Origin of the sequence: Pseudomonas sp. D4002, from assembly GCF_013385665.1 — a bacterium.
GTDB lineage: Bacteria > Pseudomonadota > Gammaproteobacteria > Pseudomonadales > Pseudomonadaceae > Aquipseudomonas.
Genome location: NZ_JACAPN010000004.1, coordinates 1 through 24,153, shown reverse-complemented (window position 1 = coordinate 24,153; position 24,153 = coordinate 1). Strand labels below are relative to the sequence as shown.

Here is a 24,153-nt window from a genome sequence, read left to right as displayed (position 1 = left end):
ATATCGCTACAGCTGGACGGGTGAAAAAAAGCCTATGAGGATCAAAGCCTTGCATGGCGATGCCTGGGACGGTGTGTATTGATATCGTTCCACTGTAGCGCTTTCAGTACAGGCGGAGGTCGCTTTTGAGGGCGCCGTAGATCAAATGTGGGAGCGGGCTTGCTCGCGAAAGCGGTATGTCAGTGCCGAATGTATTGACTGACCCAACGCATTCGCGAGCAAGCCCGCTCCCACATGTTGACCGTGTTCAGTCAGGGCTTGTTGGGAATGCCGTACTTGCGCAAGCGGTGGGCAATGGCGGTGTGGGAGGTTTGCAGGCGGCTCGCCAGCTGGCGCGTGGACGGATAGCTGACATAGAGCTTCTCCAGCAACCCGCGCTCGAAATCCTCCACGGCCTGCTCCAGGCTGTCGACTTCACCATCGTTCTGCCGCGCCACCGAGGTGCCGGCGATGTCCAGGTCGCCGATGTCCACCAGGCTGCTTTCGCAAATGGCCGCGGCGCGGAAGATCACGTTCTGCAACTGGCGCACGTTGCCCGGCCAGCGGTTGCCCAGCAGCGCCGGGTAGGTGCCCGGCGCCAGGCGGCAGACCGGGCGCTGGATCTGCGCGCAGGCCTGCTGCATGAAGTAGCGGGCCAGCAGCAGGATGTCCTGGCCGCGCTCGCGCAGGGGCGGCACTTCGACGTTGAGCACGTTGAGGCGGTAGAACAGGTCTTCGCGGAAGGTGCCTTCGCTGACCATCTTTTCCAGGTCGCGGTGGGTGGCGCTGAGGATCCGCACATTGACCTTCACCTCACGGTCGCCGCCCACCCGGCGGAAGCTGCCGTCGTTGAGAAACCGCAGCAGCTTGGCCTGCAAGTAAGGTGACATCTCGCCGATCTCGTCGAGGAACACCGTGCCCTGGTTCGCCAGTTCCATCAGCCCCGGCTTGCCGCCACGCTGGGCGCCGGTGAAGGCGCCGGGGGCGTAGCCGAACAGTTCGCTCTCGGCCAGGTTCTCCGGCAGCGCCGCGCAGTTCAGGGCCAGGAACGGCGCGCTGTGGCGCGCGCTGATGGCGTGGCAGGCACGGGCCACCAGCTCCTTGCCGGTGCCGGTCTCGCCCTGGATCAACAACGGTGCATCCAGCGCCGCCACCCGTTGCGCCCGCGCCTTGAGGGTGCGGATCGCCGGAGACTCGCCCAACAACGCGTCGAAACCTTCGGCGTGGTCATGGTGCAGCGCCGACAGTTGTTCGCCGATGCGGTTGGGTTGGTACAGGGTCAGCAGGGCGCCGGCGTCGGTGATCGGCGTGGCGTCCAGCAGCAGGGTCTGGCCGTTGACGCTGATTTCCCGCAGGGCCAGGCGAAAGCCGTGTTCCAGCAGGGTGGCCAGCAGGGTTGGGTCGTCGAACAGTTCGTTGATGCTTTCCCCGGCGGGTTCGCGACCGTACAAGGCGATCAGCGCCGGGTTGGCCAGCAGGATCTTGCCGGCGCTGTCCAGGGCCAGTACCGGGTCCGTCATGGCGGCGAGCAGGGCGTCGAGTTGCAGGTGCTGGCGCTGGCCGGGGAGGATGTCGACCACGGTCACGGCTTGCACGCCGCGCACGCTGAACAGTGCATCACGCAGCTCTTCCAGTACCTCGGCACTCAAGGTTGGCGCGTCGATGTAGACGTTGGGCGGAACCATTTCCACCGCATCCAGGTTCAGATTGCGCCCACCGAGCAAGGCCAGGACTTCCTGGGTGATGCCGACGCGGTCGATGAAGCTGACGTGGATACGCATGGGGCTGTTTTTGGTTCTGGCGAGCGAGAGGTGGCAAGTATGCCTTGGAGAAGATAGAGATCAAAATGTGGGAGCGAGCAAGCCCGCTCCCACATTTGATGGTTGGTGCCTGGGAAATCAGGTTATTCGAGGTGTTCGGGTTTGACCGGATCCCCAGGCTTCACATCCAGCTGATGCCGCACATCCTCAAACATCAAATCGTACTGCTTGTGCATCTGGCCATTGAGCACGGCAATCTTCGGCATGCCGTACTTCTGCGCGATGTTCATCGCCTGCCGGGCGAAGTCGAACGACTGGTCCTTGGGCAGGAAGAACTCTTCCTTGAGCTCCTTGCCCTGCACCGTGCCGTGCATCTTGAAGAGCATTCCCTTGCCTTCCTTTGGGTCCTGGCTGACTTCGTAGTCGATGCACAGGTTGTAGCTGTAGTCATCCTTGTTCAGCGCGTGGCGTTCGATGTGCAGGTGACCAGGTTCAAAGGTAGCCATAGGCGTTTCTCCTCTACTTCACAGGTAGGTGATGCCAGGTTTTGCGGTACTGATGCGGGTGCCGGCGCTGCCCTGGACGATCGCTTCGATGTCCGAGAGTGAACCGATCACTGCGGTTTTTCCAGTCTGGCGGGCGAACTCGCACGCGGCCTGGACCTTGGGTCCCATGGAGCCGGCAGCGAAGCCGAGCTTTTCGATTTCGTCCGGGTGCGCCTGGCCGATGGCTTTCTGGGTGGGCTTGCCGAAGTCGATAAAGGCGGCATTGACGTCGGTGGCGATCACCAGCAAATCGGCGTCCAGTTGCCCGGCCAGCAACGAGGAGCACAGGTCTTTGTCGATCACGGCTTCAATGCCCTTGAGCTTGCCGTCTTCGCCATACATCGTCGGAATCCCGCCGCCGCCGGCGCAGATCACGATGCTGCCTTTTTCCAGCAACCACTGGATCGGGCGGATTTCAAAGATCCGCTTTGGCCGTGGGCTGGCCACCACGCGGCGATACTTGTCGCCATCGGGGGCAATCGCCCAGCCTTTTTCGGCGGCCAGTTTTTCCGCTTCGGCTTTGGAGTACACCGGGCCGATGGGCTTGGTCGGGTTCTGGAAGGCCGGGTCCTTGGCGTCGACTTCGACCTGGGTCAGCAGCGTGGCGAACGGCACTTCGAAGTCCAGCAGGTTGCCCAGTTCCTGTTCGATGATGTAGCCGATCATGCCTTCGGTTTCGGCTCCCAACACATCCAGCGGGTAAGGTGAAACCTGGGTGTAGGCGGCAGCCTGCAGCGACAGCAGGCCCACTTGCGGGCCATTGCCGTGGGCAATCACCAGCTCGTTGCCTTTGTGGATCTTGGCGATCTGTTCGGTGGCGATACGGATATTGGCCCGTTGATTGTCTGCGGTCATGGGTTCACCACGGCGCAGAAGGGCGTTGCCGCCCAGTGCAACGACGATACGCATATAAGGTTGTCCTTCCAGAATCCAGCGTTGTGAACACCGGGCCAAATGTGGGAACGGGCTTGCTCGCGAAAGCGGTGTGTCGGTGAAAAATATAGCGACTGGCACGCCGCCTTCGCGAGCAAGCCCGCTCCCACATTTTGGACCGCGTATCAAAAGTGGGAGCGGTATTGGTTTAGATATCCGCCAGCGCCGACACCAGGATCGCCTTGATGGTGTGCATGCGGTTTTCCGCCTGCTCAAAGGCGATGTTGGCCGGGGACTCAAACACTTCTTCGGTCACTTCCACACCATTGGCCAGGTTCGGATAACGCGCGGCGATGTCCTTGCCGACCTTGGTTTCGCTGTTGTGGAACGCCGGCAGGCAGTGCATGAATTTCACCCGTGGATTGCCCGAGGCCTTCATCATCTTGGCGTTGACCTGGTACGGCAGCAGTTGCTCGATGCGCTCGTCCCACGCTTCCACCGGTTCGCCCATGGACACCCAGATATCGGTGTGGATGAAGTCCACGCCTTTCACCGCTTCCTTCGGGTCTTCGGTGATGGTGATGCGCGCGCCGCTTTCCTCGGCGAATGCCTGGCACTGCTTGATGAAGTCAGCATGGGGCCACAGGGCTTTCGGTGCGCCGATGCGCACGTCCATGCCCAGCTTGGCGCCGATCATCAGCAGCGAGTTGCCCATGTTGTAGCGGGCGTCGCCCAGGTAGGCGTAGCTGATGTCATGCAGCGGCTTGTCGCTGTGCTCGCGCATGGTCAGGGTGTCGGCGATCATCTGGGTGGGGTGGAATTCGGCGGTCAGGCCGTTGAACACCGGCACCCCGGCGAACTTGGCCAGCTCTTCGACGATTTCCTGTTCAAAGCCACGGTACTCGATGGCATCGAACATCCGGCCGAGGACGCGGGCGGTGTCCTTCATGCTTTCCTTGTGGCCGATCTGCGACGACACCGGGTCGATGTAGGTGACGTGGGCACCCTGGTCATGGGCCGCCACTTCGAACGCGCAACGGGTGCGGGTCGAGGTTTTTTCGAAGATCAGCGCGATGTTTTTGCCCTTCAGGTGCGGACGCTCGGTGCCGGTGTATTTGGCGCGCTTGAGGTCGCGGGACAGGTCCAGCAGGTAGTGCAGCTCGCGAGTGGTGTGGTGCATCAGCGACAGCAGGCTGCGGTTGCGCATATTAAAAGCCATGGTGGATCTCCTTCTGTTTAGGTTATCCCCCTGGCCGGCGCCTTATGAGCGGCGGCCAGGGTTTGAATATCAGTAGTCGATTGGGTCGCGAATGATCGGGCAAGTCATGCAGTGGCCGCCGCCACGGCCACGGCCGAGTTCACCGGCGCTGATGGTGATGACTTCCACACCGGCCTTGCGCAGCAAGGTGTTGGTGTAGGTGTTGCGGTCGTAGCCGATCACCACGCCAGGCTCCACGGCCACTACGTTGTTGCCGTCATCCCACTGCTCGCGCTCGGCGGCGAAGCTGTTGCCGCCGGTTTCCACCACACGCAGGGCCTTGAGGTTCAGGGCGGCGGCGACGGTGTCGAGGAAGTTGGTTTTTTCGCGCTGGATGTCGATGCCGCCGGGCTTGGTCTCGTCCGGGCGCAGGGTGAAAGCGACGATCTGGTTGACCACTTCCGGGAAGATCGTGACCAGGTCGCGGTCGCAGAAGCTGAACACGGTGTCGAGGTGCATCGCCGCGCGGGATTTTGGCAGGCCGGCGACGATCACACGCTCCACGGCCTTGTGCTTGAACAGGTTCAGGGCGAGTTGGCCGATGGCCTGGCGCGAGGAACGCTCGCCCATGCCGATCAGCACCACGCCGTTACCAATCGGCATCACGTCGCCGCCTTCCAGGGTGGCGTTGCCGTGTTCCTGGTCGGGGTCGCCGTACCACACCTGGAAGTCCGCGTTGGTGAACTCGGGGTGGAATTTGTAGATGGCGCTGGCCAGCAGGGTTTCCTGGCGTCGCGCCGGCCAGTACATCGGGTTCAGCGTAACGCCACCGTAGATCCAGCAGGTGGTGTCGCGGGTGAACTGGGTGTTGGGCAGCGGCGGCAGGATGAAGCTTGAGTGGCCGAGGAAATCGCGGAACATCTCGATGGTCTTGCCACCGAAACTGCTCGGCAGGTCATCGGCCGACACGCCACCGATCAGGTACTCGGCGACCTTGCGCGGCTCCAGGCTGCGCAGCCACGAGCTGACCTCATTGACCAGCCCCAGGCCCACCTGGTTGGCGGTGATCTTGCGCTCCAGGATCCAGTCCAGCGCTTCGGGGATGGCGACGATGTCGGTCAGCAGGTTGTGCATTTCCAGCACATCGATGTCGCGCTCGCGCATCTTGGTCACGAAGTCGAAGTGGTCGCGCTTGGCCTGGGCTACCCACAGCACGTCATCGAACAGCAGTTCATCGCAGTTGTTTGGGGTCAGCCGCTGGTGGGCCAAACCTGGGGAGCACACCATGACTTTGCGCAGTTTGCCGGCTTCGGAATGTACGCCGTACTTCACTTTTTCCGTGGTCATTACAGATCCTCCAGTGAACAATGATTACAGGGTCAGGAAGCCGGAGTAGAGGCCATAGCCCGCCACGAGGGCGCCTATGACGACTGCGGCGAAAATCAGCTTCTCGACGTTGGTGAAAATCGGTTTGCCCAATTCATGCTTGGCCATGGCGAACAGGATCACGCCAGGGGCGTAGAGCAGGGCGGACAGCAACAGGTACTTGGTGCCACCGGCGTACAGCAGCCAGACCGCGTAGATCAACGCGATGGCGCCGATCAGCAGGTCTTTCCTGCGTTCGCCCGGGGCGCTTTCATAGGTTTCACCGCGCACCGCCAGCAGCAGTGCATAGGCCGCCGACCACAGGTAAGGCACCAGGATCATCGAGGTGGCGAGGTAGATCAGCGACAGGTAAGTGCTGGCCGAGAACAGCGTGATCACCAGGAAAATCTGCACCATGGCGTTGGTCAGCCACAGGGCGTTGGCCGGCACGTGGTTGGCGTTTTCCTTACGCAGGAACTCCGGCATGGTGTGGTCCTTGGCGGCGGCGAACATGATCTCCGCACACAGCAGCACCCACGACAGCAGCGCCCCCAGCAAGGAAATGATCAAGCCGACGCTGATCAATACCGCGCCCCAGTGACCCACCACATGCTCCAGCACGGCGGCCATCGACGGGTTTTGCAGCTTGGCCAATTCCGGTTGGGTCATGATCCCCAGGGACAGCACGTTCACCAGCATCAGGAACAGCAGCACGGTGATAAAACCAATCACCGTGGCCTTGCCGACGTCGGAGCGTTTTTCGGCGCGGGACGAGAAGATGCTCGCACCCTCAATGCCGATGAACACCCAGACGGTGACCAGCATCATGTTGCGCACCTGGTTCATCACGCTGCCCAGGTCCGGGTTTTTCACGCCCCAGATGTCGGCGGTGAAGATGTCCAGCTTGAACGCGAAGAGCGCGATCAACACAAACAGCACCAGCGGCACCACCTTGGCGATGGTGGTCACCAGGTTGATGAACGCGGCTTCCTTGATCCCGCGCAGTACCAGGAAGTGCACGGCCCACAGCAGCACCGACGCGCCGATCACCGCCGCCGGGGTGTTGCCTTCGCCGAAGATGGGGAAGAAGTAACCGAGGGTGCTGAACAGCAGCACGAAATAGCCGACGTTGCCCAACCAGGCACTGATCCAGTAACCCCAGGCGGATGAGAAACCCATGTAGTCGCCAAACCCGGCCTTGGCATAGGCATAGACCCCGCCGTCGAGGTCGGGCTTGCGATTGGCCAGGGTCTGGAACACGAACGCCAGGGTCAACATGCCCACGGCGGTGATCACCCAACCAATCAGTACCGCGCCGACATCGGCGCTGGCCGCCATGTTTTGCGGCAGTGAGAAGATCCCGCCACCAATCATTGAACCCACGACAAGTGCAACCAGTGCGCCGAGTCGAAGTTTTCCGGGAGATTCAGACATCGCATGACTCCAATGCAGGAGAAGAGAGACCACAGAATAAATCCGTGCGCTAATCAAACAGCTGACTCAGATCACTTCATTGGCACATTCCATTGTGAATTAATGACTTATGATGAAAGGTACGGGCGCTCAAGTGCCTCGCAGAGGCTCGTCGTAGAGCGGTTCTGCGTTTCAAACAACAGATTTTCTCATTAGCATGGACCTTTGAAGCTAGCCCGTATTTACAGATATGCAAACTTTTACAGCGCAGCGGTATTTAAATTATAAATTTGCCTTAACGCTGTTTATTGTCATGCCTTTAAGTTATGAAGCAGGCGCCTTTATTGGCTATATCTAATAAACGCTGCGCCGGCTTAATAAGTTAGTTGAGTGCACAGTTGTTGGCTCAATGGTTGTTTTGTTCAGGAGTATTCATGTCCCAATCCTCGGAAAAGCTGCGCCTCAATGCCTTGATCGCCCTGGTCGTGGGCTCGATGATCGGCGGCGGGATTTTCTCGTTGCCGCAGAACATGGCGGCGCGGGCCGAGGTAGGCGCGGTGTTGATTGGCTGGGGCATTACCGCCGTGGGCATGCTGACCCTGGCCTTTGTGTTCCAGACCCTGGCCAACCGCAAGCCGGAACTGGATTCCGGCGTATACGCGTACGCCAAGGCCGGGTTCGGCGACTACATGGGTTTCTCGTCGGCCTGGGGCTACTGGATCAGTGCCTGGATGGGCAACGTCGGTTACTTCGTGTTGCTATTCAGTACCCTCGGCTACTTTTTCCCGGTGTTCGGCCAGGGCAATACCCCGGTGGCGATTGGCTGCGCGTCGGTGTTGCTGTGGGCCGTGCATTTTTTGGTGATGCGCGGGATCAAGGAGGCGGCGTTCATCAACCAGATCACCACCGTGGCCAAGATCGTACCGCTGGTGATGTTTATCGTGATCGCCGCCGTGGCATTCAAGGCCGACATCTTTACCCGGGATATCTGGGGCCTGAGTAATCCGAGTTTCGGCGGCGTGGTGGATCAGGTGCGCAACATGATGCTGGTCACGGTGTTTGTGTTTATCGGCATCGAGGGCGCCAGTGTCTACTCGGCGCGGGCCGAGAAACGCTCGGACGTGGGCCGGGCCACGGTCATCGGTTTCCTGGGGGTGTTGGCACTGCTGGTATTGGTCAACCTGCTGTCGCTCGGGATCATGAGCCAGCCGGAACTGGCCAACCTGCAAAACCCGTCCCTGGCCGGGGTGCTGGAACATATCGTCGGCCCGTGGGGCGCGCTGTTGATCAGCATCGGCCTGGCGGTTTCGCTGTTGGGCGCGCTGCTGTCGTGGGCCTTGCTCTGCGCCGAAATCCTCTATGCCACCGCCCATGACAAGACCATGCCGGCGTTCCTGAAAAAGGAAAACGTCAATCAGGTGCCGGTCAATGCGTTGTGGCTGACCAATGTAATGATCCAGCTGTTCCTGGTGATCACGCTGTTTTCGGAAAGCACCTACACCACCCTGATCTACCTGGCGTCGTCGATGATCCTGGTGCCCTATCTGTGGTCGGCGGCGTATGCGGTGCTGTTGAGCGGCCGCGGTGAAACCTACGAAGGCGCCCATGGCGAACGCACCAAGGACCTGCTGGTGAGCCTGATCGCCCTGGCCTATGCGGTGTGGCTGCTCTACGCCGGTGGCCTGAAGTACTTGCTGCTGTCGGCGCTGCTGTATGCACCGGGGGTGATCCTGTTTGCCCTGGCCAAGCGCGAGCAGGGCCAGCCCTTGTTTACCCATCTGGAAAAAGGCATTTTCGCCTGCGTGATCGCCGGGGCGAGCCTGGCGGCGTATGGGTTGTACAGCGGGGTATTGTCGTTGTGAGAATGCAGCTGGCGTATCAGGCGCCGTATGACTGGGCGGCGATGTTGGGCTTTTTGTCGGCGCGGGCGATCAGCGGGATGGAGACGGTGGACGCAGGCGTTTACTCGCGCAGTATCAGTGTCGACGGTCAGCAGGGTTGGCTCAGTGTGTCGCCCGGGGCCGGTGATTGGCTTGAGGTAACGGTGGACTTCCCCGACCCGGCAGCGTTGCCGGAAATTGAGCGGCGGTTACGGGACATGTTTGACCTGTCGGCTGACCCGAAACGGATCAACCGGCAATTGGCGAATGATCCCTTGATGGCGAGCTTGGTGGCGGCGCGTCCTGGCTTGCGGGTGCCGGGAACCTGGGATGGGCTGGAGTTGGCGATCCGCGCGGTGTTGGGCCAGCAGATTACCGTGGTGGCGGCGATCAAGCTGGCGGGCAAGCTGGTGGCGCAGTACGGCACGCCGCTGGTGACGCCCCATGCCGGTGTGACCCATGTGTTTCCTTCGGCCGAGGTGCTGGCAGCCGCAGATTTGGCAACCCTCGGCATGCCGAAAAGTCGCGGGCGTACCTTGTCGGGCGTGGCCCAGGCGTTGCTGGATGACCCGCAGATTTTCCAGGCGAAGGCGAACCTGAAGGAAGGCGTGGCGCGGTTGGTCGCATTACCCGGGATTGGTGACTGGACGGCGCAGTACATCGCCATGCGCCAGATGCGCGAGCAGGATGCGTTTGCCTCGGGGGATATCGGTTTGATCAATGCGCTGGTGGCGCTGGAAGGCGGGCCGGTGAGCCCGCGCCAGTTGCTGGCGCGGGCTGAGGCCTGGCGACCGCTTAGAGCCTATGCGGCGCAGCATTTGTGGACATCACTGAGCCGCGCGGATTGATTCTGCGTACCTGTGGCGAGGGAGCTTGCTCCCGCTGGGACGCGAATTGCCCCCATCGACCCCAAAGCTGGGGCCTGCTGCGCAGTCCAGCGGGAGCAAGCTCCCTCGCCACAGGATCTTCGGTCACCACTGAGGGCGGTGTGAGCCCAATTCCCCGGCGGGCAAGTCCCACTGCAACGGTGTCCCGCTGATGGTCACCGGGGGCAGCAAGCGGTGGGCCGGGCCCCAGGCGGTTTGCTCCACCACCAAGCCTTGATCACCCGGTTCTTCGGCCCGCAGCGGTAGTTGTTCCGGGACTTGTCCTGCGTCCACCAACAGTTTTGCCGTGCGCGCGAGGGACAACAGTGCCGAACCGCCGCGGCCGGATTTCAATCGTTCACTCAACGCCTGGATCGCACTGGCCGCCATCAAATACCCGGTGGCGTGGTCCAGCGCCTGCAACGGCAGCGGCACCGGTTTTTCCGACTTTTTCCACTGCCTGCCAGCCTCGGCAATTCCGGTGCTCATCTGCACCAGGCTGTCGAACCCCCGGCGATTGCGCCACGGGCCGCTCCAGCCGTAAGCGTTGAGGCTGGCGTCGATCAGGCCAGGCGCGAGGGCTTGCAGCGCAGCCTCACCGTAGCCCAACTGTTCCAGTGCATCGGCGCGATAGCCGTGCAGCAGAATGTCGGTGTCCTTGAGCAGGTTTTCGAAGATCAGGCGGTCGTCGGGGTTTTTCAGGTCCAGGCGGGCGCAACGTTTGCCCAGGGTCATTTCCGGCACCACGCCGGGTTCGTTCCAGTCAGGGGAATCGATGCGCAGTACATCCGCGCCGAGGCCTGCGAGAAAACGACTGGCGGTGGGGCCTGCCAATACGCGCGTCAGGTCCAGCACCTTGATGCCCGCCAGCGGCCTTGCCACCGAGCCCAGCCAGGGTTTGTCGCTGAGGGCTGCAAAGGTCTGGCGATGGACCAGCGGTTCCTGATTGACCGCCAAGCCTTGTGGATGAACTTGCCAGTCTTGCCACGAACGCATCTGCGCCGCACAGCCGTTGGCTTCGACGATCGCCTGTTCCAGCTCGGCAGCGGTCCATGGCGCAACCTTCGCGGCCATTGCTTCACGGTCAGCGACCTGCCCGAGTACGCGCTCGGCGGCGGCACGGTGATGCGGTGCATTGGTGTGCAGGCGAATCCAGCCATCGGTGCAGGCGTAGTCGCCGGCAATCGGGTCCCACAGCGGCGGGGTGGTCCAGCCGTCGGGGCGCAGCGAGGAGGAGAACCAGAACGAGGCGAGGCGCCGGTCCACGGTCACCGAGGGCAGGCGCCCGGTTTGCTGCAACAGCAACTGGGCGACCGCCTGGCCCGCTGCACCGATGCTGGCGCTGGCCAGTTCGGTGACGGCAAAGGTCGAGGGCAGGGCGCCGACTTCGGTTACGGCCAGTGGGGTGACGGGTAAATCGAGTGCTTCCTGGATGGGGGTGAGCAGATCAGTCATCAAAGGCCCTCCTAATGAGAAGGACCATCATAGAAGATCATCAGGGTTGAATGACAACCCCCGGCTCCAGTGGCAGATCCACGCTGGCGATAAAGCCGCCGCCTTGATGATTGGCCAGGATCAGGCTGCCGCCATGGCGCTCTGCGGCGCGCCGCGCAATGGCCAGGCCCAGGCCATGGCCCTGGGCGGTTTGCCCCGGGGCGCGGTAAAACGGCTCGCCGAGTTGGCTCAGGTGTTCGGCATCCACGCCGGGGCCGTGGTCGCGCACACTGATCACAATGCGTTCGCCCTGGCGTCTGGCTTCCATTTCAATCGGTTGGCCGGGCGGGTTGAAGCGTTGGGCGTTGCGCAGCAGGTTATCCACCGCGCGTTCGATCATGGTCGGCCAGCCCTTGAGGTGCAGCCCGGCCTCGGCATCCAGCTGCACGGGTTGGTCCGGCGCGCCGAGCAAGGCGTCTTTTTGCAGGGTCCGGAGCAACGGGTTGAGGTCGATGTCTTCGGCACTGGCGTTATCAGCGTCCACCCGGGCGAGTACCAGGATTTCGCTGATCAACGCTTCCAGGCGGTCGCATTCGCGGGTCAGGCGCGGCCAGAGTTTTTCCCGCGCTTCGGGCGTGGCCCGTTCTGCCAGGGCCAGGGCGATCCGCAGGCGGGCCAGGGGCGAGCGCAGTTCGTGGGACACATCCCGCAGCAACTGGCGCTGGCTGCCGATCAGGCTTTGCAGGCGGGCGCCCATGCGGTTGAAGTCGGTGGCCAGTACGCCGAATTCATCGCGACGGTTGGCCAGCCGCGCCAGGCTGTTCTGCTGATAGGTGGTCTGGCCCAGGTCGTGCACTGCGCCGCGCAGGCGGCTGAGGGGGCGGGTGATGGACAACGTCACCAACAGGCTGAACAGGGTCAGCACCACCAGCGCAATCGCCAGGGCACTTAACGGCCAGAGCAGGCTGCTGCGGTGCCAGGCGTCCAGTTCCGGGTGGGGAATGCGGTAGATCAGCAGGTAGGTGTCGCCGGTTTTTTCGCTGGTGTACTCGGCGGTCAGCCGGCGCCAGGGCAGGTGGCGGTCCTGGCTGTCGTTTTGCCGGGCTTCGAGGGCGGCGGCGCGGCGCGGGAAAGTGCCGCGCACCACAGGCTCGCCGCTTTCGTTAAGCACTTGCACGTCAATGTGGTACTGACGCTTGCGCTGCTGCAGCAGCTCCTGGGCGGCGTCCTCGCCCTGGGCCTCGTAAAGCTGCGTCCATTCCTGCGCGAGGTTATTGAGCCCGGGGTGGCGGCTGAGAATCCAGGCGTCCTGGTTGAGCATATGCCCAAGCAGGATCGACAACCCGGCAACCAGGGCGATGGCCAGCCAGAAGCTGGCAAGGACGCGCCAGAACAATGAACGCACAAGAAATCCTCAAACAGGAAAAGCCCAGCGGCGGTGGCCACTGGGCTGGGAGTGAAGCTAGATCATTATTGCGCTTTTTGCGGCTGCTGGGCTTTCCAGGCCTGGAATTCCTTCCACTCGGCGCGGCGCTCGGCTTGTTTCTTCACGATCTCGTCGAATTTCTTCTGTTGATCGGGTTTCAGCACGCCACGGATGTCGGTCTGAGTTTTCTGCTTGGCGGCCGCCATTTCGTCTTTCATGGCTTTCTGATCGGCGGCTGGCAGTTTGTCCAGGTACTTGCGCACCAACTCTTTGCGAGCGTGCCATTGCTGGCCCATCAACTTGCCGATCTGCTGGCGCTGTTCAGGGCTCAGGTCCAGCTGGCTGAAAGGGCCACCTTTGCCCCGCATGCCGTGTTCACCGCCGTGACCTGGGCCACCCATCATGTGGCCTTCAGGGCCGCCCATCGGGCCTGGGCCTTCTGGCGCAGCGGCCATGGCAACGGTTGGCAGGGCAGCAGCGAACATCAAAGCGATAAGGGTCTTGCGCATGGTGATTCTCCTGTCTCTATTCCGGTGAGTCCGGATGTGAGTAGATTACGGAGATCAAGGTCAGCGGCAGTCAGGGGACGGTAAAGCTTGGGTAAAGAGGATTTTGGGCGGGGCTGACAAAACTATTGGCGACCGTAGCAACTGTCGAGCCTTGGCGAGGCTGCGAGGCAGGCGCTGCGGTCTGACACCTGTACCGAGGAGATGCTGTCGCAGCCTCGCCGAGGCTCGACAGCTGCTACGCGGGCTAGAGGCTGTAGTAATAGCCGCGGCTACGCAGCGCCACGATCCGTGGCCGGCCATCCGGGTGCGGGCCGATTTTCTTGCGCAGGTTGCTGACGTGCATGTCCAGGCTGCGGTCATACAGGGTCAGCTTGCGGCCCAGGGCGATTTGCGCCAGTTCCTGCTTGTCCAGCGGCTCGCCGGGCTGACGCAGCAAGGCTTCCAGCAGGCGGCTTTCGGACACGGTCAGGGCAAATTCCTGTTCATCGATAGTGACCACGCCACGCACCGGGCTGAAGCACAGGTCGCCCAGCTCCAGCTGAGTGGACACGGCGGCCGGGTGGCTGCGGCGCAGCACGGCGCGCAGGCGCGCGGTCAGTTCACGAGGATCGCAGGGTTTGGCCAGGTAGTCGTCGGCGCCCAGTTCCAGGCCGAGGATCCGGTCCAGGGGTTCGCCCCTGGCCGAGAGCATCAGCACCGGCAGTTCCGGGTGGTCGCTGCGCAATTGCTTGAGCAGCTCCAGGCCGCTGCCGTCGGGCAGCATCACGTCGAGCACCACGGCCGCCGGGGCGGCTTCGGCCAATGCCTTGCGGGCGCTCAAGCCGTCATGGCAGGCGCGCACCTGGAAACCTTCCTGGCTCAACCAACTGGTCAGCAGCTCACAGAGCTCCTGGTCATCATCTATCAGTAACAGCTCGCTCATGACTCACTCAATTTAGCCATTGTCGACGGCGCCGGTGCCCGCCACTGGCGAAGATCCCGCATAACAGGGCGATCAGCGCGACTGCCCCGCCGGTCACGAACCATTGTTGTTGCTCGGTAAGCCAGCGTGGCAAGGCACTGCCCTGTGCTTCTTTGAGTTGCTGGACCAGGCGTTGGTTCTCCTGGCGCAGTTTACTCAGTTGGGTACTTTCCCGCGTGGCGTCAGCACTTTGCAATTGCTTGCTCAGCTCATCGCGCTGGCGTTCGCTCTCTTTCAAACGTTGCTGCAAATCGGTGATCTGGCTGCCGGCACTCAAGGACAGGGGCGTGGAACTGCCGGTGTTCGAGGTTTCTTCAGCGTGGGCCGTAGCCCCGATCATTAACACTGCCAACAGACACAACTGACGTAAGCGCATCGGAACTCCTGATTCCACACGAATATTCAGAACGTTGTCGGCAGGTTACCGGGAATAATGAGCGTTTAGGAGTGCGCTGAAGCCATTTGGTTCAGCGCGCAACGAATCAAGGCAGGACTTGCTTGAACGGTTTGACCAGCACCTGGGCGTAGACGCCGGCCGCTACATACGGATCAGCATCGGCCCAGGCTTGTGCCGCCGCCAGGGAGGCGAACTCGACAACCACCAGGCTACCGGTGAAGCCGGCGTCTCCCGGGTCGTTGCTGTCTACCGCAGGATGCGGGCCGGCCAGTACCAGGCGGCCTTCGGCTTGCAGCTGTTTCAGGCGCTCGACGTGGGCCGGGCGTACGGACAGACGTTTTTCCAGGGAGTTGGCGACGTCGGTGGAAATGATGGCGTAGAGCATGTCAGTCCTCGGTTTTCGGCGTGGTAGGGTCGGTGTCATGCAGGTGGCGCGACAGGTAGATACCCTGGCCGACCAGGAACAGCACGGTCATGCCCAGGCTGCCGAACACCTTAAAGTCCACCCAGTAGCTCTGGAAGGTAAAGGCGACGAACAGGTTGGCGGCGCCGCAGAACAGGAAAAACACGATCCAGGCGATGTTCAGGCGGGTCCACACCGGGTCTGGCAAGGTCAGCGCGTGGCCCATGATCCGCTTGATCAGCAGGCGATCACCGATGAAGTGGCTGCCGATAAAGGCCAGGGCGAACAGCCAGTTGACCACCGGGGCTTTCCATTTAAGGAAGGTTTCGCTGTGGAAGGCCAGTGTCAGGCTGCCGAACACAAGGCAGGCGACCAGGGTCAGCCACTGGCTTTTTTCCAGCTTGCGCTGGGAGATGAAGAGCGCGCCGTAGACCACCACGGAGCTGATGATCAGCACCGCCGTGGCGCTGTAGATGCCGCCGAGGGTCAGTTCGTGGCCGGCAAGATCGATAACGCGAGGGTCGGTTTTGTAAACGATGAAAAACAGCAACAGCGGGATGAAGTCGATGAATTGTTTCACAGTAAGAGCCAGAAGCTGGATGTGGCGGCATAATAACAAACATCCTTGGTAGCGAAAGCGCCAGCTGACTTGAGGTTACACACTCCCGTGAATGTTGATTTGCACTGCCATAGCACAGCCTCCGACGGCGCCCTGGCGCCCGCGGTCCTGGTTGCGCGTGCGTTTGAAAAAGGCGTGCGAGTCCTGTCGTTGACCGACCACGACACCCTCGAAGGCCTGGCAGAGGCCCGCGAGGCGGCGCATGCGTTGGGCATGCAACTGGTCAACGGAGTTGAATTGTCCTGCACTTGGGGCGGCGCAACCATCCACGTATTGGGCTACGGTTTCGACGTCAACGCGCCGCCGCTGGTGGAGGCCATCGCCAAATTGCACGATGGCCGCTGGCTGCGGTCCGAAGAAATAAGCCGCAAGCTGGCCCTCAAGGGCATGCCCAACGGCCTGGAAGGCGCCCGCGCCATCCAGCAGGAACTGGGTGACAGCGGCAACGCCCCGGCCCGCCCGCACTTTGCCGACTGGATGGTGCGTGAAGGTTTTGTAAAGGATCGCGCCGAAGCGTTCCGCAAATGGCTGGGTGCCGGCAAGCTGGGGGACGTCAAGCAACACTGGCCAACCCTGGAAGACACCGTTGGCACACTGCGGGCAGCAGGTGCCTGGGTCAGCCTGGCGCATCCGTGGCATTACGATTTCACCCGCAGCAAGCGTCGCAAGCTGATTGGCGACTATATTGGAGCGGGCGGCCACGCAATCGAAGTGGTCAACGGGCATCAACCCGCCGAGCAGGTAGGCAGCCTGGCGATTCTTGCCCGTGAATTTGGTCTGCTGGTCAGCGCCGGCAGTGATTTTCATGGCCCCGGCGGCTGGTCCGAGATTGGCGAGTACCGCGCCGTTCCGGAAGATTTGCCGCCCCTTTGGTGTCGCTTCAAACATGACCCCATTATTGCCACCGTCTGAACAGGTAGAACACGTGAGTCAATTCTTCCAGATTCATCCGGAAAACCCGCAGGCGCGCCTGATCAAACAGGCCGTGGAGATCATCCGTGCCGGTGGCGTGGTGATCTACCCCACGGATTCGTCCTACGCTATCGGTTGCCAGATCGGCGACAAGAATGCGGTCGAGCGCGTAAGACGCCTGCGTGACCTGGACAAGAACCACAACTTCGCACTGATTTGCAGCGACCTGTCCCAGCTGGGGCTGTTCGCCAAGGTCGACACCGGCACCTTCCGCCTGCTCAAGGCGCACACGCCGGGGCCCTACACCTTCATCCTCAACGCCACCCGCGAAGTGCCGCGCCTGCTGCTGCACCCGAAGAAGCGCACCATCGGCCTGCGGGTGCCGGAACACCCGATCGCCCTGGCGCTGCTGGCCGAACTCGGTGAGCCGCTGATGAGTGTGTCGCTGATCCTGCCGGGGGAAGAAGAGCCGTTGTACGACCCTTATGAAATGCGCCGGCTGCTGGAAAAACACGTCGACCTGATCATCGACGGCGGCTACGGCGGCAACAAGGCCTCCACCGTGATCAACCTGGCCGATGGCGAGCCGGAAGTGGTGCGTGTGGGGTGTGGCGACCCGGCACCGTTCATGGTCGAGGCCTGAATGTCGGCCGTGGAAACCGTCGACAGCCAGGCGGGCGCCCAGCAGGAACTGCCATTTGCCATGGTCTACGGCCAGGCCGTCATGGAAATGCCGCTGGACCTGTACATCCCGCCGGATGCGCTGGAAGTCTTCCTCGAAGCCTTCGAAGGTCCGCTGGACTTGCTGCTGTACCTGATCCGCAAGCAGAACATCAATATCCTCGACATCCCGGTGGCGGAAATCACCCGCCAGTACATGGGCTACGTCGAACTGATGCAGACCGTGCGCCTGGAACTGGCCGCCGAATACCTGGTGATGGCCGCGATGCTCGCGGAGATCAAGTCACGCATGCTGCTGCCGCGCTCGGAGACTATCGAGGCGGAAGAGGATGACCCCCGCGCCGAACTGATCCGCCGCCTGCAGGAGTACGAGCGCTTCAAGGCCGCGGCCGAAGGCATCGACGGTTTGAGCCGGGTCGGCCGCGATGTGGTGGTGCCCAAGCTCGACGCCCCGGAAGCCCGGGCGCGCAAGCTGCTGCCGGACGTGAGCCTGGAAGAGTTGCTGATGTCCATGGCCGAGGTACTGCGCCGTGGCGATATGTTTGAAAGCCACCAGGTCAGCCGCGAGGCACTGTCCACCCGCGAGCGCATGAGTGATGTGCTGGACCGCCTCAAGGGCGGCGGGTTTGTGCCTTTTGTCGAACTGTTTACCAAAGAAGAAGGGCGCCTGGGGGTAGTCGTGACCTTCATGGCAATCCTCGAATTGGTCAAGGAATCCTTGGTCGAGCTGGTCCAGAATGAGCCTTTTGCGGCTATCCACGTGCGGGCGCGAGCCGAATAAAGAGCTGAATCGATGAATCTGACTGAACCCCGCGAACTGGCTCCGCTGCTGGAAGCCTTTCTCCTGGCCTCGGGCAAGCCGCAATCCCTGGAGCGCCTGTTCGAACTGTTTGAAGAAGCCGAGCGCCCTGAGCCGCCGGTGTTCAAGAAGGCCCTGGAGATTCTGCGCAAGTCCTGCGACGGCCGTGCCTTCGAGCTGCGGGAAGTGGCTTCCGGGTATCGCCTGCAAATTCGCGAGAAGTTTTCGCCGTGGGTTGGCCGCCTGTGGGAAGAACGCCCGCAGCGCTATTCCCGCGCGATGCTGGAAACCATGGCGCTGATCGCCTATCGCCAGCCGATCACCCGGGGCGAGATCGAAGACGTGCGCGGCGTGGCGGTCAACAGCCATATCGTCAAGACGTTGCTGGAGCGGGAGTGGATCAGGATCGTTGGCTACCGCGACGTGCCCGGCAAGCCGGCGATGTTTGCCACTACCAAGGTGTTCCTCGATCACTTCAACCTGAAAAACCTCGACGACTTGCCGCCGCTGGCCGAGCTGCGGGAGATGGAGCCGGACCCGGTCCTGGATTTCGACGACGCACCGGTGCCCGCCGGGTTGCAGGAGCTGGCCGACGCCAGCGCCGAGCCGGAAGAGCCGAAGGACGAAACCAGTTTCCACACATTGTTGCTGGAACTGGATGACATGGAGCAGGGCATCAAGACTGACTTCGATGACTTGCTGCGTGATGGTGCGGTCAGTGACGGTGAGCAGGAGCCTGCGTTGCAACTGAACGTTGAGGTTGAGCTGCCAGTCGAAGTTGAAGATGAGCCCGAGCCTGAACCCGAGGAGGACATCCTCGGCGTCGCCGAAGCGCGTGCCAAACTGCTGGCCGCCGTCGCAGCGCTCGAACAACCGCCGCTGAGCGACGAAGAAGACGAAGCCCGCGCCCTGGCCGAAGCCATCGAAAACGAGCGCCGCCAATTCGAAGACTGACGCAGAACAAAATGTGGGAGCGGGCTTGCTCGCGAATGCGGTGGGCCAGTCGCCGGATGCTTGGCTGACCCACCGCATTCGCGAGCAAGCCCGCTCCCACATTTGGATTGTCGCCAGCAAGGAGAACTCAAATGAGCTCCACCAAAGACCCCTGCATCAGCATTTGCAAATTCACCGATGACATCTGCGTGGGCTGCGGGCGCAGCAAGCGCGAGATCCGTGCCTGGAAGAAACTCGACAAGGTCGACAAGCGCACGGTACTCGCCGAAGCCGAGCTGCGCCTGCTGGCGCTGGGTGCCACCGGTCGGCGGAAAGGCAAATGAGCCCGCACTTATCGACTAGTCTCTGATGCGCAACGCGCGCCATGAGCGTATGATTCGCGACCCTTTGGCGATGCGTTCGCCAAAAGCCCAGCTTTTACTATCTTCAGGCCAAGCCTGAATCGACACACCGGGAGGTGCTTAAGATGAGTGACCAAGACCAGAACGACACCCAGGAAATCGGCCCCGCAGGCGAAAAACTGCAGAAAGTCCTCGCCCGTATCGGCGTAGGCTCGCGCCGCGACGTAGAAGCCTGGATCACCCAGAAGCGCATCAAGGTCAACGGCGTTGAAGCCACCCTTGGCCAGCGCGTCGACCTGCACGATGCCATCACCATTGATGGCAAGGTCATCAAGCGTGAAGAGGCCGCCGAATCGGTGCGCCGCGTCATCATGTACAACAAGCCTGATGGCGAAATCTGCACCCGTGACGACCCGGAAGGCCGTCCAACCGTATTCGACAAGATGCCGCGCCCCAAAGAAGGCCGCTGGATCAACATCGGTCGTCTCGACATCAACACCACCGGCTTGCTGATGTTCACCACCGACGGTGAGCTGGCCAACCGCCTGATGCACCCTTCCTACGAGATGGACCGTGAATACGCGGTGCGTGTACGTGGCGAAGTCGATGACGAAATGATCGAGCGCCTGAAAGCCGGCGTCGTGCTGGAAGACGGCCCGGCCAGGTTCACCGACATCAAGCAGGCGCCGGGCGGCGAAGGCTTCAACCATTGGTACCACTGCGTGGTGATGGAAGGCCGTAACCGTGAAGTACGTCGCCTGTGGGAATCCCAGGGCCTGGTGGTCAGCCGCCTGAAGCGCGTGCGTTTCGGCCCGGTGTTCCTCAACTCCGACCTGCCGATGGGCCGCTGGCGCGAAATGAGCCAGTACGAAGTCGACATCCTCAGTGCCGAAGTCGGCCTGACGCCGGTGGCCATGCCGCAGATGAACGCCAAGAGCAAAGACAAGCTTGAGCGTATGCAGCGTAAATCGTCGCGTCCGGTGGCGCGTACCGACCGTGTTGCCCGCACCCTGCGCCCTGCGCTGGATGCACCGGCCACGGGCGGCCGCATCTCCCGCGAGCCGCACATCGAAGGCGAGCGTCGTCCTTCGGCACCGGCCCGTCAGGATGGCGAACGTGCGCCGCGCGCACCGCGTCCAGCCGGTCGTGGTGATGCACCTGCCGGCGGTCGCGGTAACCGTGGCGAGTCTGGTCGTGGTGCTCCGGCTGCGGGCCGTGCCGACGACAGCGCCAGCACCAAACGCCCAGCCAAGCCATCGCCGAAAAAGCGCCCGGGCCTGAAGCTGGTCGATGACGCGCCATCGGGCAAGCGTCGTGGTGCACCGGCCGGTTCCGGCCAGCGTCCAGGTTTTGGTCGCAAGAAGCCGCAGTGATTCGTTAAGCGCTGCATGAAAACGCCAACCCTTGGGTTGGCGTTTTTTTTGGCCTGGATTTGGAACCTGCTCTATGAGCAAAGCAGGTCCATTGTGGGAGCGGGCTTGCTCGCGAATGCGGTGTATCAGTTGATACATCCAGTGACTGACCCACCGCATTCGCGAGCAAGCCCGCTCCCACAGTTGATCTCCATTGTTTTGACGACCGGGTCAGAACATGAAAGCCCCATCAAACACGGGTTTATCGTCGAGGGCCAGCACGCCACTGGCGAAGATCAGGTCCAGATGATGACTGCCTTTCTGCCCGCCACCCAAGCCCAGGTGCAGCCCGCAATGGCGCTCTTCAAAGCCGGCATTGCGCGCATACAAATCCTTCACGCCTTCATTGGTGCCAATGCCCAGTTCCTCCACCCGGCGATTGGACGAGTTGGCATTCAGGTATTTGTTGAAGTCATCCGCCAGCCCCGGCACTTCACTGGCCACGGTGCAGATGGTCGAGTTCTCGATCCACAGTTCCAGCGGTGATTGCAGCACGCCGTATTTGCGCGCAAAGGGAATGGTGCTGAGGAAGGTGCCCACAAAACGCACCTGACCATTGATGGCCTCGCTGTGGGTCGCGATCTCGCCGGGCGCCAGGTCGTGGTTGCCGATGCCGTTGATATTGGTCCACTTCTTGATGCTGCTCATGGGCGCTTCAAGGCGTGAGCCATGCTGGTCGGTGAAGCTCAGCACGCGGGCCTGGGACATGCGCCGGATCAACGTGGCGTTGAGGTCGGCAATCCGCTGTGGGGCGACGCTGAAGGTGTCGTAGAAATAGTCGCCGTAGTCCTTGAGCAGCAGGGACTTTTTCCAGTGCTCGGCCATCACGCCCTGCAGTGCGCGGATAAAGTCCGGGCCTTCGGCGCGTGGGTTGGGCAAGGTCGAGGAATCGTAGAGAAACATGTACAGGTCACAGCCTTCGATGGCCTTGGCCAGCGTTTCGCTGGGGGCTTGGTCCAGGCGTTGTACCTGGAAGTCGAAGCGGGCAGCGCAGCCCTGGATGATCGACTGGGCGATGGCGTCGTAGCGTTCGGTATGGCCAAGCAAAATGGTGGGGCGGTGCAGGCCGGCGAGGGCCGGGTGATGGGCGAGGTAATACAGAAAATGTTCGACGGCGCGGGCCTTGTCCATGACGTCCTTCCTTCAAAGCCTTCGGTAGGAGCAGTGGCAGGTGCGGCGTCCCGCACCTGCCGGGGTGCCTGATCAGATTAGAAAGGCCACATCGCGGTGCCGAACGGCACGACGGCATCGGCTTGCATCATTTCAACGGCGGCCTCATGGGTCGGCGCTTCAAACCAATCGTCGAGTTGCAGTTCGGTTTCCAGGTCATTTTCCAGTGCTTGCATGGTGAATCTCCTAGATGACGTTGTTTGAGAACGAGCTTGCCAGCTTGCTGCGCTGGGCAAGTGGATGAACCTAGAAGAGAGTGTTTGGGATTGCAAAATTTTTATTGACACGGTTCCATTTGGATTTTTTATTCCGTTTTGATGGCGATTTGGTTTATGTCGATGAAACAGAGAGTTGGTTGCATCGTTTTGTAGGAATCGTCCTTTCGTCAACTTCTCGTTATCTGAAAGAATTTTCCTGATGTCCCTCCTATCTGCCGCACCGCATCCTGTCAGCCCAGACAGGTTTGGCGGTGTACAATGCGCCGCGTTTTACTGTGATCCCACTCTCTCAGGGCTATCCGCCTTGTTCATTCCGCCTGGCCACAAGCCCGTCGGGTTCGATTTCGTCACAGATAAAAACAACAGGTGACGTATGACCGTAAGAAAAAACGCTGGACCGGGGTTTGATCGGCGCTGCTGTAGCCCGTTACCAAAGCAGCACCCCTCCATGAGCACCCTCAAACCTTGCGTGAGACCCTTTCCATGAGTGAAGCCAACTCGCATTCAGGCGAACTGAAGCGCGGCCTGAAAAATCGCCATATCCAACTGATCGCCCTCGGGGGCGCGATTGGCACCGGGTTATTCCTGGGGTCGGCCGGCGTGCTGAAATCCGCCGGGCCGTCGATGATCCTCGGGTATGCCATCTGCGGCTTTATCGCCTTCATGATCATGCGCCAGCTGGGCGAGATGATCGTCGAAGAGCCGGTGGCCGGTTCCTTCAGCCACTTTGCCCACAAGTATTGGGGCGGTTTCGCCGGCTTCCTGTCGGGCTGGAACTGCTGGATTTTGTACATCCTGGTGGGCATGTCGGAGCTGACGGCGGTTGGCAAATATGTGCACTACTGGTGGCCCGAAATCCCGACCTGGGTGTCGGCGGCGGCGTTTTTTGTGTTGATCAATGTGATCAATCTTTCCAACGTCAAGGTCTTCGGCGAGGCCGAGTTCTGGTTTGCGATCATCAAGGTGGTCGCCATTGTCGGCATGATCGCCCTGGGCAGTTACCTGTTGGTGAGTGGCACCGGTGGGCCACAAGCCTCGGTGACCAACCTGTGGGAGCACGGCGGGTTCTTTCCCCATGGCGTGGGTGGTTTGGTGATGGCCATGGCGATCATCATGTTCTCGTTTGGCGGCCTGGAGATGCTCGGGTTTACTGCGGCTGAGGCGGACAAGCCACGCACGGTGATTCCGAAGGCGATCAACCAGGTGATCTACCGGATCCTGATTTTCTACATCGGCGCGTTGGTGGTGCTGTTGTCGTTGACGCCTTGGGACAGCTTGCTGGAGACCCTGAATGCCTCCGGGGACGCCTATAGCGGCAGTCCGTTTGTGCAGGTGTTTTCGATGTTGGGCAGCAATACCGCGGCGCATATTCTCAACTTTGTGGTGCTGACGGCGGCGTTGTCGGTTTACAACAGCGGCACTTACTGCAATAGCCGGATGCTGTTGGGGATGGCCGAGCAGGGTGACGCGCCGCGGGCATTGGCGAAGATCGACAAGCGCGGGGTGCCGGTGCGGTCGATCCTGGCGTCGGCGGCGATTACGCTGGTGGCGGTGTTGATGAACTACCTGATTCCGCAGCATGCGCTGGAGTTGTTGATGTCGCTGGTGGTGGCGACCCTGGTGATCAACTGGGCGATGATCAGTTTTTCGCATTTCAAGTTTAGGCAGCATATGGATCGGACGGGGCAGGTGCCGTTGTTCAAGGCGCTTTGGTATCCGTATGGGAATTATGTTTGCCTGGCGTTTGTGGTGTTTATTCTTGGGGTGATGCTGCTGATTCCGGGGATTCAGGTGTCGGTGTATGCGATTCCGGTTTGGGTGGTGTTTATGTGGGTTTGTTATGGGATCAAGAACAGGCGCAAGGCTCGGGAGGGGGTGGCCTTGGACCGGGGGTGATCTTGAGTACATATCCGTTGCTGCGGTAACGGCTGCTTATGGTTCCGCTCTTACAGCGGCTCACTTTGGAAAAGCCCCAAAGTAAGCAAAGGGCTCTGCCCCGCCTGTCGGCGCCTCGCTGTGGCTCGGCGTTCCCTCACTC

Annotated in this window: 24 protein-coding genes; 9 read left to right on the top strand and 15 right to left on the bottom strand. The window is 61.4% G+C overall.

What is annotated here, in order from left to right; genetic code table 11:
* Positions 1 to 251 precede the first annotated feature (251 nt).
* The 6 genes from HX824_RS02095 to arcD (HX824_RS02070) all read right to left on the bottom strand — a co-directional run bounded on the left by HX824_RS02095 (position 252) and on the right by arcD (HX824_RS02070) (position 7,154).
* On the bottom strand, positions 252 to 1,760 hold the full coding sequence (locus tag HX824_RS02095) for a sigma-54-dependent transcriptional regulator (RefSeq protein ID WP_102605962.1): 1,509 nt from the start codon (positions 1,758 to 1,760) through the stop codon (positions 252 to 254).
* A 122-nt stretch (positions 1,761 to 1,882) separates the two neighbouring features.
* Positions 1,883 to 2,245: a DUF5064 family protein gene (locus HX824_RS02090; protein ID WP_003220051.1), complete on the bottom strand. Its 363-nt coding sequence runs from the start codon at positions 2,243 to 2,245 to the stop codon at positions 1,883 to 1,885.
* A gap of 18 nt (positions 2,246 to 2,263) precedes the next feature.
* The gene (arcC, locus tag HX824_RS02085) at positions 2,264 to 3,193 is read right to left on the bottom strand and encodes a carbamate kinase (protein ID WP_087692649.1); all 930 of its coding nucleotides are present in this window, start codon (positions 3,191 to 3,193) and stop codon (positions 2,264 to 2,266) included.
* 172 nt (positions 3,194 to 3,365) lie between these two features.
* Positions 3,366 to 4,376: an ornithine carbamoyltransferase gene (locus HX824_RS02080; RefSeq protein ID WP_003220053.1), complete on the bottom strand. Its 1,011-nt coding sequence runs from the start codon at positions 4,374 to 4,376 to the stop codon at positions 3,366 to 3,368.
* A gap of 69 nt (positions 4,377 to 4,445) precedes the next feature.
* Positions 4,446 to 5,702, bottom strand: a complete 1,257-nt coding sequence (gene arcA, locus HX824_RS02075; protein ID WP_003220054.1) for an arginine deiminase — start codon at positions 5,700 to 5,702, stop codon at positions 4,446 to 4,448.
* Between the two features lie 24 nt (positions 5,703 to 5,726).
* The gene (gene arcD, locus HX824_RS02070; protein WP_003220056.1) at positions 5,727 to 7,154 is read right to left on the bottom strand and encodes an arginine-ornithine antiporter; all 1,428 of its coding nucleotides are present in this window, start codon (positions 7,152 to 7,154) and stop codon (positions 5,727 to 5,729) included.
* A 413-nt stretch (positions 7,155 to 7,567) separates the two neighbouring features.
* Between arcD (HX824_RS02070) and arcD (HX824_RS02065) the strand changes: the two genes are divergently transcribed.
* Together arcD (HX824_RS02065) and HX824_RS02060 are read left to right on the top strand one after the other, a co-directional pair.
* On the top strand, positions 7,568 to 8,995 hold the full coding sequence (arcD, locus tag HX824_RS02065; RefSeq protein WP_008433094.1) for an arginine-ornithine antiporter: 1,428 nt from the start codon (positions 7,568 to 7,570) through the stop codon (positions 8,993 to 8,995).
* Between the two features lie 2 nt (positions 8,996 to 8,997).
* Positions 8,998 to 9,861 (top strand): DNA-3-methyladenine glycosylase, encoded by an 864-nt coding sequence (locus HX824_RS02060; protein ID WP_008433096.1) that lies wholly within the window; start codon positions 8,998 to 9,000, stop codon positions 9,859 to 9,861.
* Positions 9,862 to 9,984: 123 nt separating this feature from the next.
* On the opposite strand, the gene HX824_RS02055 is transcribed toward HX824_RS02060, so the two are convergent.
* The 7 genes from HX824_RS02055 to HX824_RS02025 all read right to left on the bottom strand — a co-directional run bounded on the left by HX824_RS02055 (position 9,985) and on the right by HX824_RS02025 (position 15,589).
* Positions 9,985 to 11,334: a CoA transferase gene (locus HX824_RS02055; protein ID WP_177054076.1), complete on the bottom strand. Its 1,350-nt coding sequence runs from the start codon at positions 11,332 to 11,334 to the stop codon at positions 9,985 to 9,987.
* A gap of 40 nt (positions 11,335 to 11,374) precedes the next feature.
* The gene (locus HX824_RS02050; RefSeq protein WP_003220063.1) at positions 11,375 to 12,718 is read right to left on the bottom strand and encodes a cell wall metabolism sensor histidine kinase WalK; all 1,344 of its coding nucleotides are present in this window, start codon (positions 12,716 to 12,718) and stop codon (positions 11,375 to 11,377) included.
* 65 nt (positions 12,719 to 12,783) lie between these two features.
* Positions 12,784 to 13,248 (bottom strand): Spy/CpxP family protein refolding chaperone, encoded by a 465-nt coding sequence (locus HX824_RS02045; protein WP_003220064.1) that lies wholly within the window; start codon positions 13,246 to 13,248, stop codon positions 12,784 to 12,786.
* Positions 13,249 to 13,492: 244 nt separating this feature from the next.
* Entirely contained in the window at positions 13,493 to 14,170 is a 678-nt protein-coding gene (locus HX824_RS02040; RefSeq protein WP_003220065.1) for a response regulator transcription factor, read from the bottom strand.
* Between the two features lie 7 nt (positions 14,171 to 14,177).
* Positions 14,178 to 14,585: a hypothetical protein gene (locus HX824_RS02035; protein ID WP_003220067.1), complete on the bottom strand. Its 408-nt coding sequence runs from the start codon at positions 14,583 to 14,585 to the stop codon at positions 14,178 to 14,180.
* A gap of 106 nt (positions 14,586 to 14,691) precedes the next feature.
* Positions 14,692 to 14,991 carry a YciI family protein gene (locus HX824_RS02030; RefSeq protein ID WP_003220069.1) on the bottom strand — a complete coding sequence of 100 codons (300 nt, stop codon included), beginning with the start codon at positions 14,989 to 14,991 and terminating at the stop codon, positions 14,692 to 14,694.
* 1 nt (position 14,992) lies between these two features.
* Positions 14,993 to 15,589, bottom strand: coding sequence for a septation protein A (locus HX824_RS02025; protein WP_003220071.1), 597 nt, complete (start codon positions 15,587 to 15,589; stop codon positions 14,993 to 14,995).
* A gap of 87 nt (positions 15,590 to 15,676) precedes the next feature.
* Here HX824_RS02025 and HX824_RS02020 point away from each other — a divergent pair, with 87 nt between their 5' ends.
* The 6 genes from HX824_RS02020 (at position 15,677) to rluB (ending at position 20,688) form a co-directional block, all read left to right on the top strand.
* On the top strand, positions 15,677 to 16,540 hold the full coding sequence (locus tag HX824_RS02020) for a PHP domain-containing protein (RefSeq protein ID WP_003220073.1): 864 nt from the start codon (positions 15,677 to 15,679) through the stop codon (positions 16,538 to 16,540).
* A 13-nt stretch (positions 16,541 to 16,553) separates the two neighbouring features.
* The gene (locus HX824_RS02015) at positions 16,554 to 17,183 is read left to right on the top strand and encodes an L-threonylcarbamoyladenylate synthase (protein WP_003220075.1); all 630 of its coding nucleotides are present in this window, start codon (positions 16,554 to 16,556) and stop codon (positions 17,181 to 17,183) included.
* Positions 17,184 to 17,303: 120 nt separating this feature from the next.
* A complete protein-coding gene (locus HX824_RS02010) occupies positions 17,304 to 18,002 on the top strand; it encodes a ScpA family protein (protein WP_173406103.1) in 699 nt (232 codons plus the stop codon).
* 12 nt (positions 18,003 to 18,014) lie between these two features.
* A complete protein-coding gene (scpB, locus tag HX824_RS02005; protein ID WP_008433105.1) occupies positions 18,015 to 18,974 on the top strand; it encodes an SMC-Scp complex subunit ScpB in 960 nt (319 codons plus the stop codon).
* Positions 18,975 to 19,105: 131 nt separating this feature from the next.
* Positions 19,106 to 19,297 carry a DUF1289 domain-containing protein gene (locus tag HX824_RS02000; protein ID WP_003220079.1) on the top strand — a complete coding sequence of 64 codons (192 nt, stop codon included), beginning with the start codon at positions 19,106 to 19,108 and terminating at the stop codon, positions 19,295 to 19,297.
* A 143-nt stretch (positions 19,298 to 19,440) separates the two neighbouring features.
* Positions 19,441 to 20,688 (top strand): 23S rRNA pseudouridine(2605) synthase RluB, encoded by a 1,248-nt coding sequence (gene rluB / locus HX824_RS01995; protein WP_177020975.1) that lies wholly within the window; start codon positions 19,441 to 19,443, stop codon positions 20,686 to 20,688.
* Positions 20,689 to 20,898: 210 nt separating this feature from the next.
* Here rluB and HX824_RS01990 read toward each other — a convergent pair whose 3' ends face one another.
* Entirely contained in the window at positions 20,899 to 21,858 is a 960-nt protein-coding gene (locus HX824_RS01990) for a leucyl aminopeptidase (protein WP_177054075.1), read from the bottom strand.
* A 77-nt stretch (positions 21,859 to 21,935) separates the two neighbouring features.
* The gene (locus HX824_RS01985) at positions 21,936 to 22,073 is read right to left on the bottom strand and encodes a hypothetical protein (RefSeq protein ID WP_003175756.1); all 138 of its coding nucleotides are present in this window, start codon (positions 22,071 to 22,073) and stop codon (positions 21,936 to 21,938) included.
* 525 nt (positions 22,074 to 22,598) lie between these two features.
* On the opposite strand from HX824_RS01985, the gene HX824_RS01980 reads away from it, so the two are divergent.
* The gene (locus HX824_RS01980) at positions 22,599 to 24,011 is read left to right on the top strand and encodes an amino acid permease (RefSeq protein ID WP_003220082.1); all 1,413 of its coding nucleotides are present in this window, start codon (positions 22,599 to 22,601) and stop codon (positions 24,009 to 24,011) included.
* The last annotated feature ends 142 nt before the right edge of the window (positions 24,012 to 24,153 follow it).

Bases quoted from the DNA above. Each gene is read 5' to 3' on its own strand.
- HX824_RS02095 (WP_102605962.1), bottom strand. From the start codon at position 1,760: ATGCGTATCCACGTCAGCTTCATCGACCGCGTCGGCATCACCCAGGAA.
- HX824_RS02090 (WP_003220051.1), bottom strand. From the start codon at position 2,245: ATGGCTACCTTTGAACCTGGTCACCTGCACATCGAACGCCACGCGCTG.
- arcC (WP_087692649.1), bottom strand. From the start codon at position 3,193: ATGCGTATCGTCGTTGCACTGGGCGGCAACGCCCTTCTGCGCCGTGGT.
- HX824_RS02080 (WP_003220053.1), bottom strand. From the start codon at position 4,376: ATGGCTTTTAATATGCGCAACCGCAGCCTGCTGTCGCTGATGCACCAC.
- arcA (WP_003220054.1), bottom strand. From the start codon at position 5,702: ATGACCACGGAAAAAGTGAAGTACGGCGTACATTCCGAAGCCGGCAAA.
- arcD (WP_003220056.1), bottom strand. From the start codon at position 7,154: ATGTCTGAATCTCCCGGAAAACTTCGACTCGGCGCACTGGTTGCACTT.
- arcD (WP_008433094.1), top strand. From the start codon at position 7,568: ATGTCCCAATCCTCGGAAAAGCTGCGCCTCAATGCCTTGATCGCCCTG.
- HX824_RS02060 (WP_008433096.1), top strand. From the start codon at position 8,998: ATGCAGCTGGCGTATCAGGCGCCGTATGACTGGGCGGCGATGTTGGGC.
- HX824_RS02055 (WP_177054076.1), bottom strand. From the start codon at position 11,334: ATGACTGATCTGCTCACCCCCATCCAGGAAGCACTCGATTTACCCGTC.
- HX824_RS02045 (WP_003220064.1), bottom strand. From the start codon at position 13,248: ATGCGCAAGACCCTTATCGCTTTGATGTTCGCTGCTGCCCTGCCAACC.
- HX824_RS02040 (WP_003220065.1), bottom strand. From the start codon at position 14,170: ATGAGCGAGCTGTTACTGATAGATGATGACCAGGAGCTCTGTGAGCTG.
- HX824_RS02035 (WP_003220067.1), bottom strand. From the start codon at position 14,585: ATGCGCTTACGTCAGTTGTGTCTGTTGGCAGTGTTAATGATCGGGGCT.
- HX824_RS02030 (WP_003220069.1), bottom strand. From the start codon at position 14,991: ATGCTCTACGCCATCATTTCCACCGACGTCGCCAACTCCCTGGAAAAA.
- scpB (WP_008433105.1), top strand. From the start codon at position 18,015: ATGAATCTGACTGAACCCCGCGAACTGGCTCCGCTGCTGGAAGCCTTT.
- HX824_RS02000 (WP_003220079.1), top strand. From the start codon at position 19,106: ATGAGCTCCACCAAAGACCCCTGCATCAGCATTTGCAAATTCACCGAT.
- rluB (WP_177020975.1), top strand. From the start codon at position 19,441: ATGAGTGACCAAGACCAGAACGACACCCAGGAAATCGGCCCCGCAGGC.
- HX824_RS01990 (WP_177054075.1), bottom strand. From the start codon at position 21,858: ATGGACAAGGCCCGCGCCGTCGAACATTTTCTGTATTACCTCGCCCAT.
- HX824_RS01985 (WP_003175756.1), bottom strand. From the start codon at position 22,073: ATGCAAGCACTGGAAAATGACCTGGAAACCGAACTGCAACTCGACGAT.
- HX824_RS01980 (WP_003220082.1), top strand. From the start codon at position 22,599: ATGAGTGAAGCCAACTCGCATTCAGGCGAACTGAAGCGCGGCCTGAAA.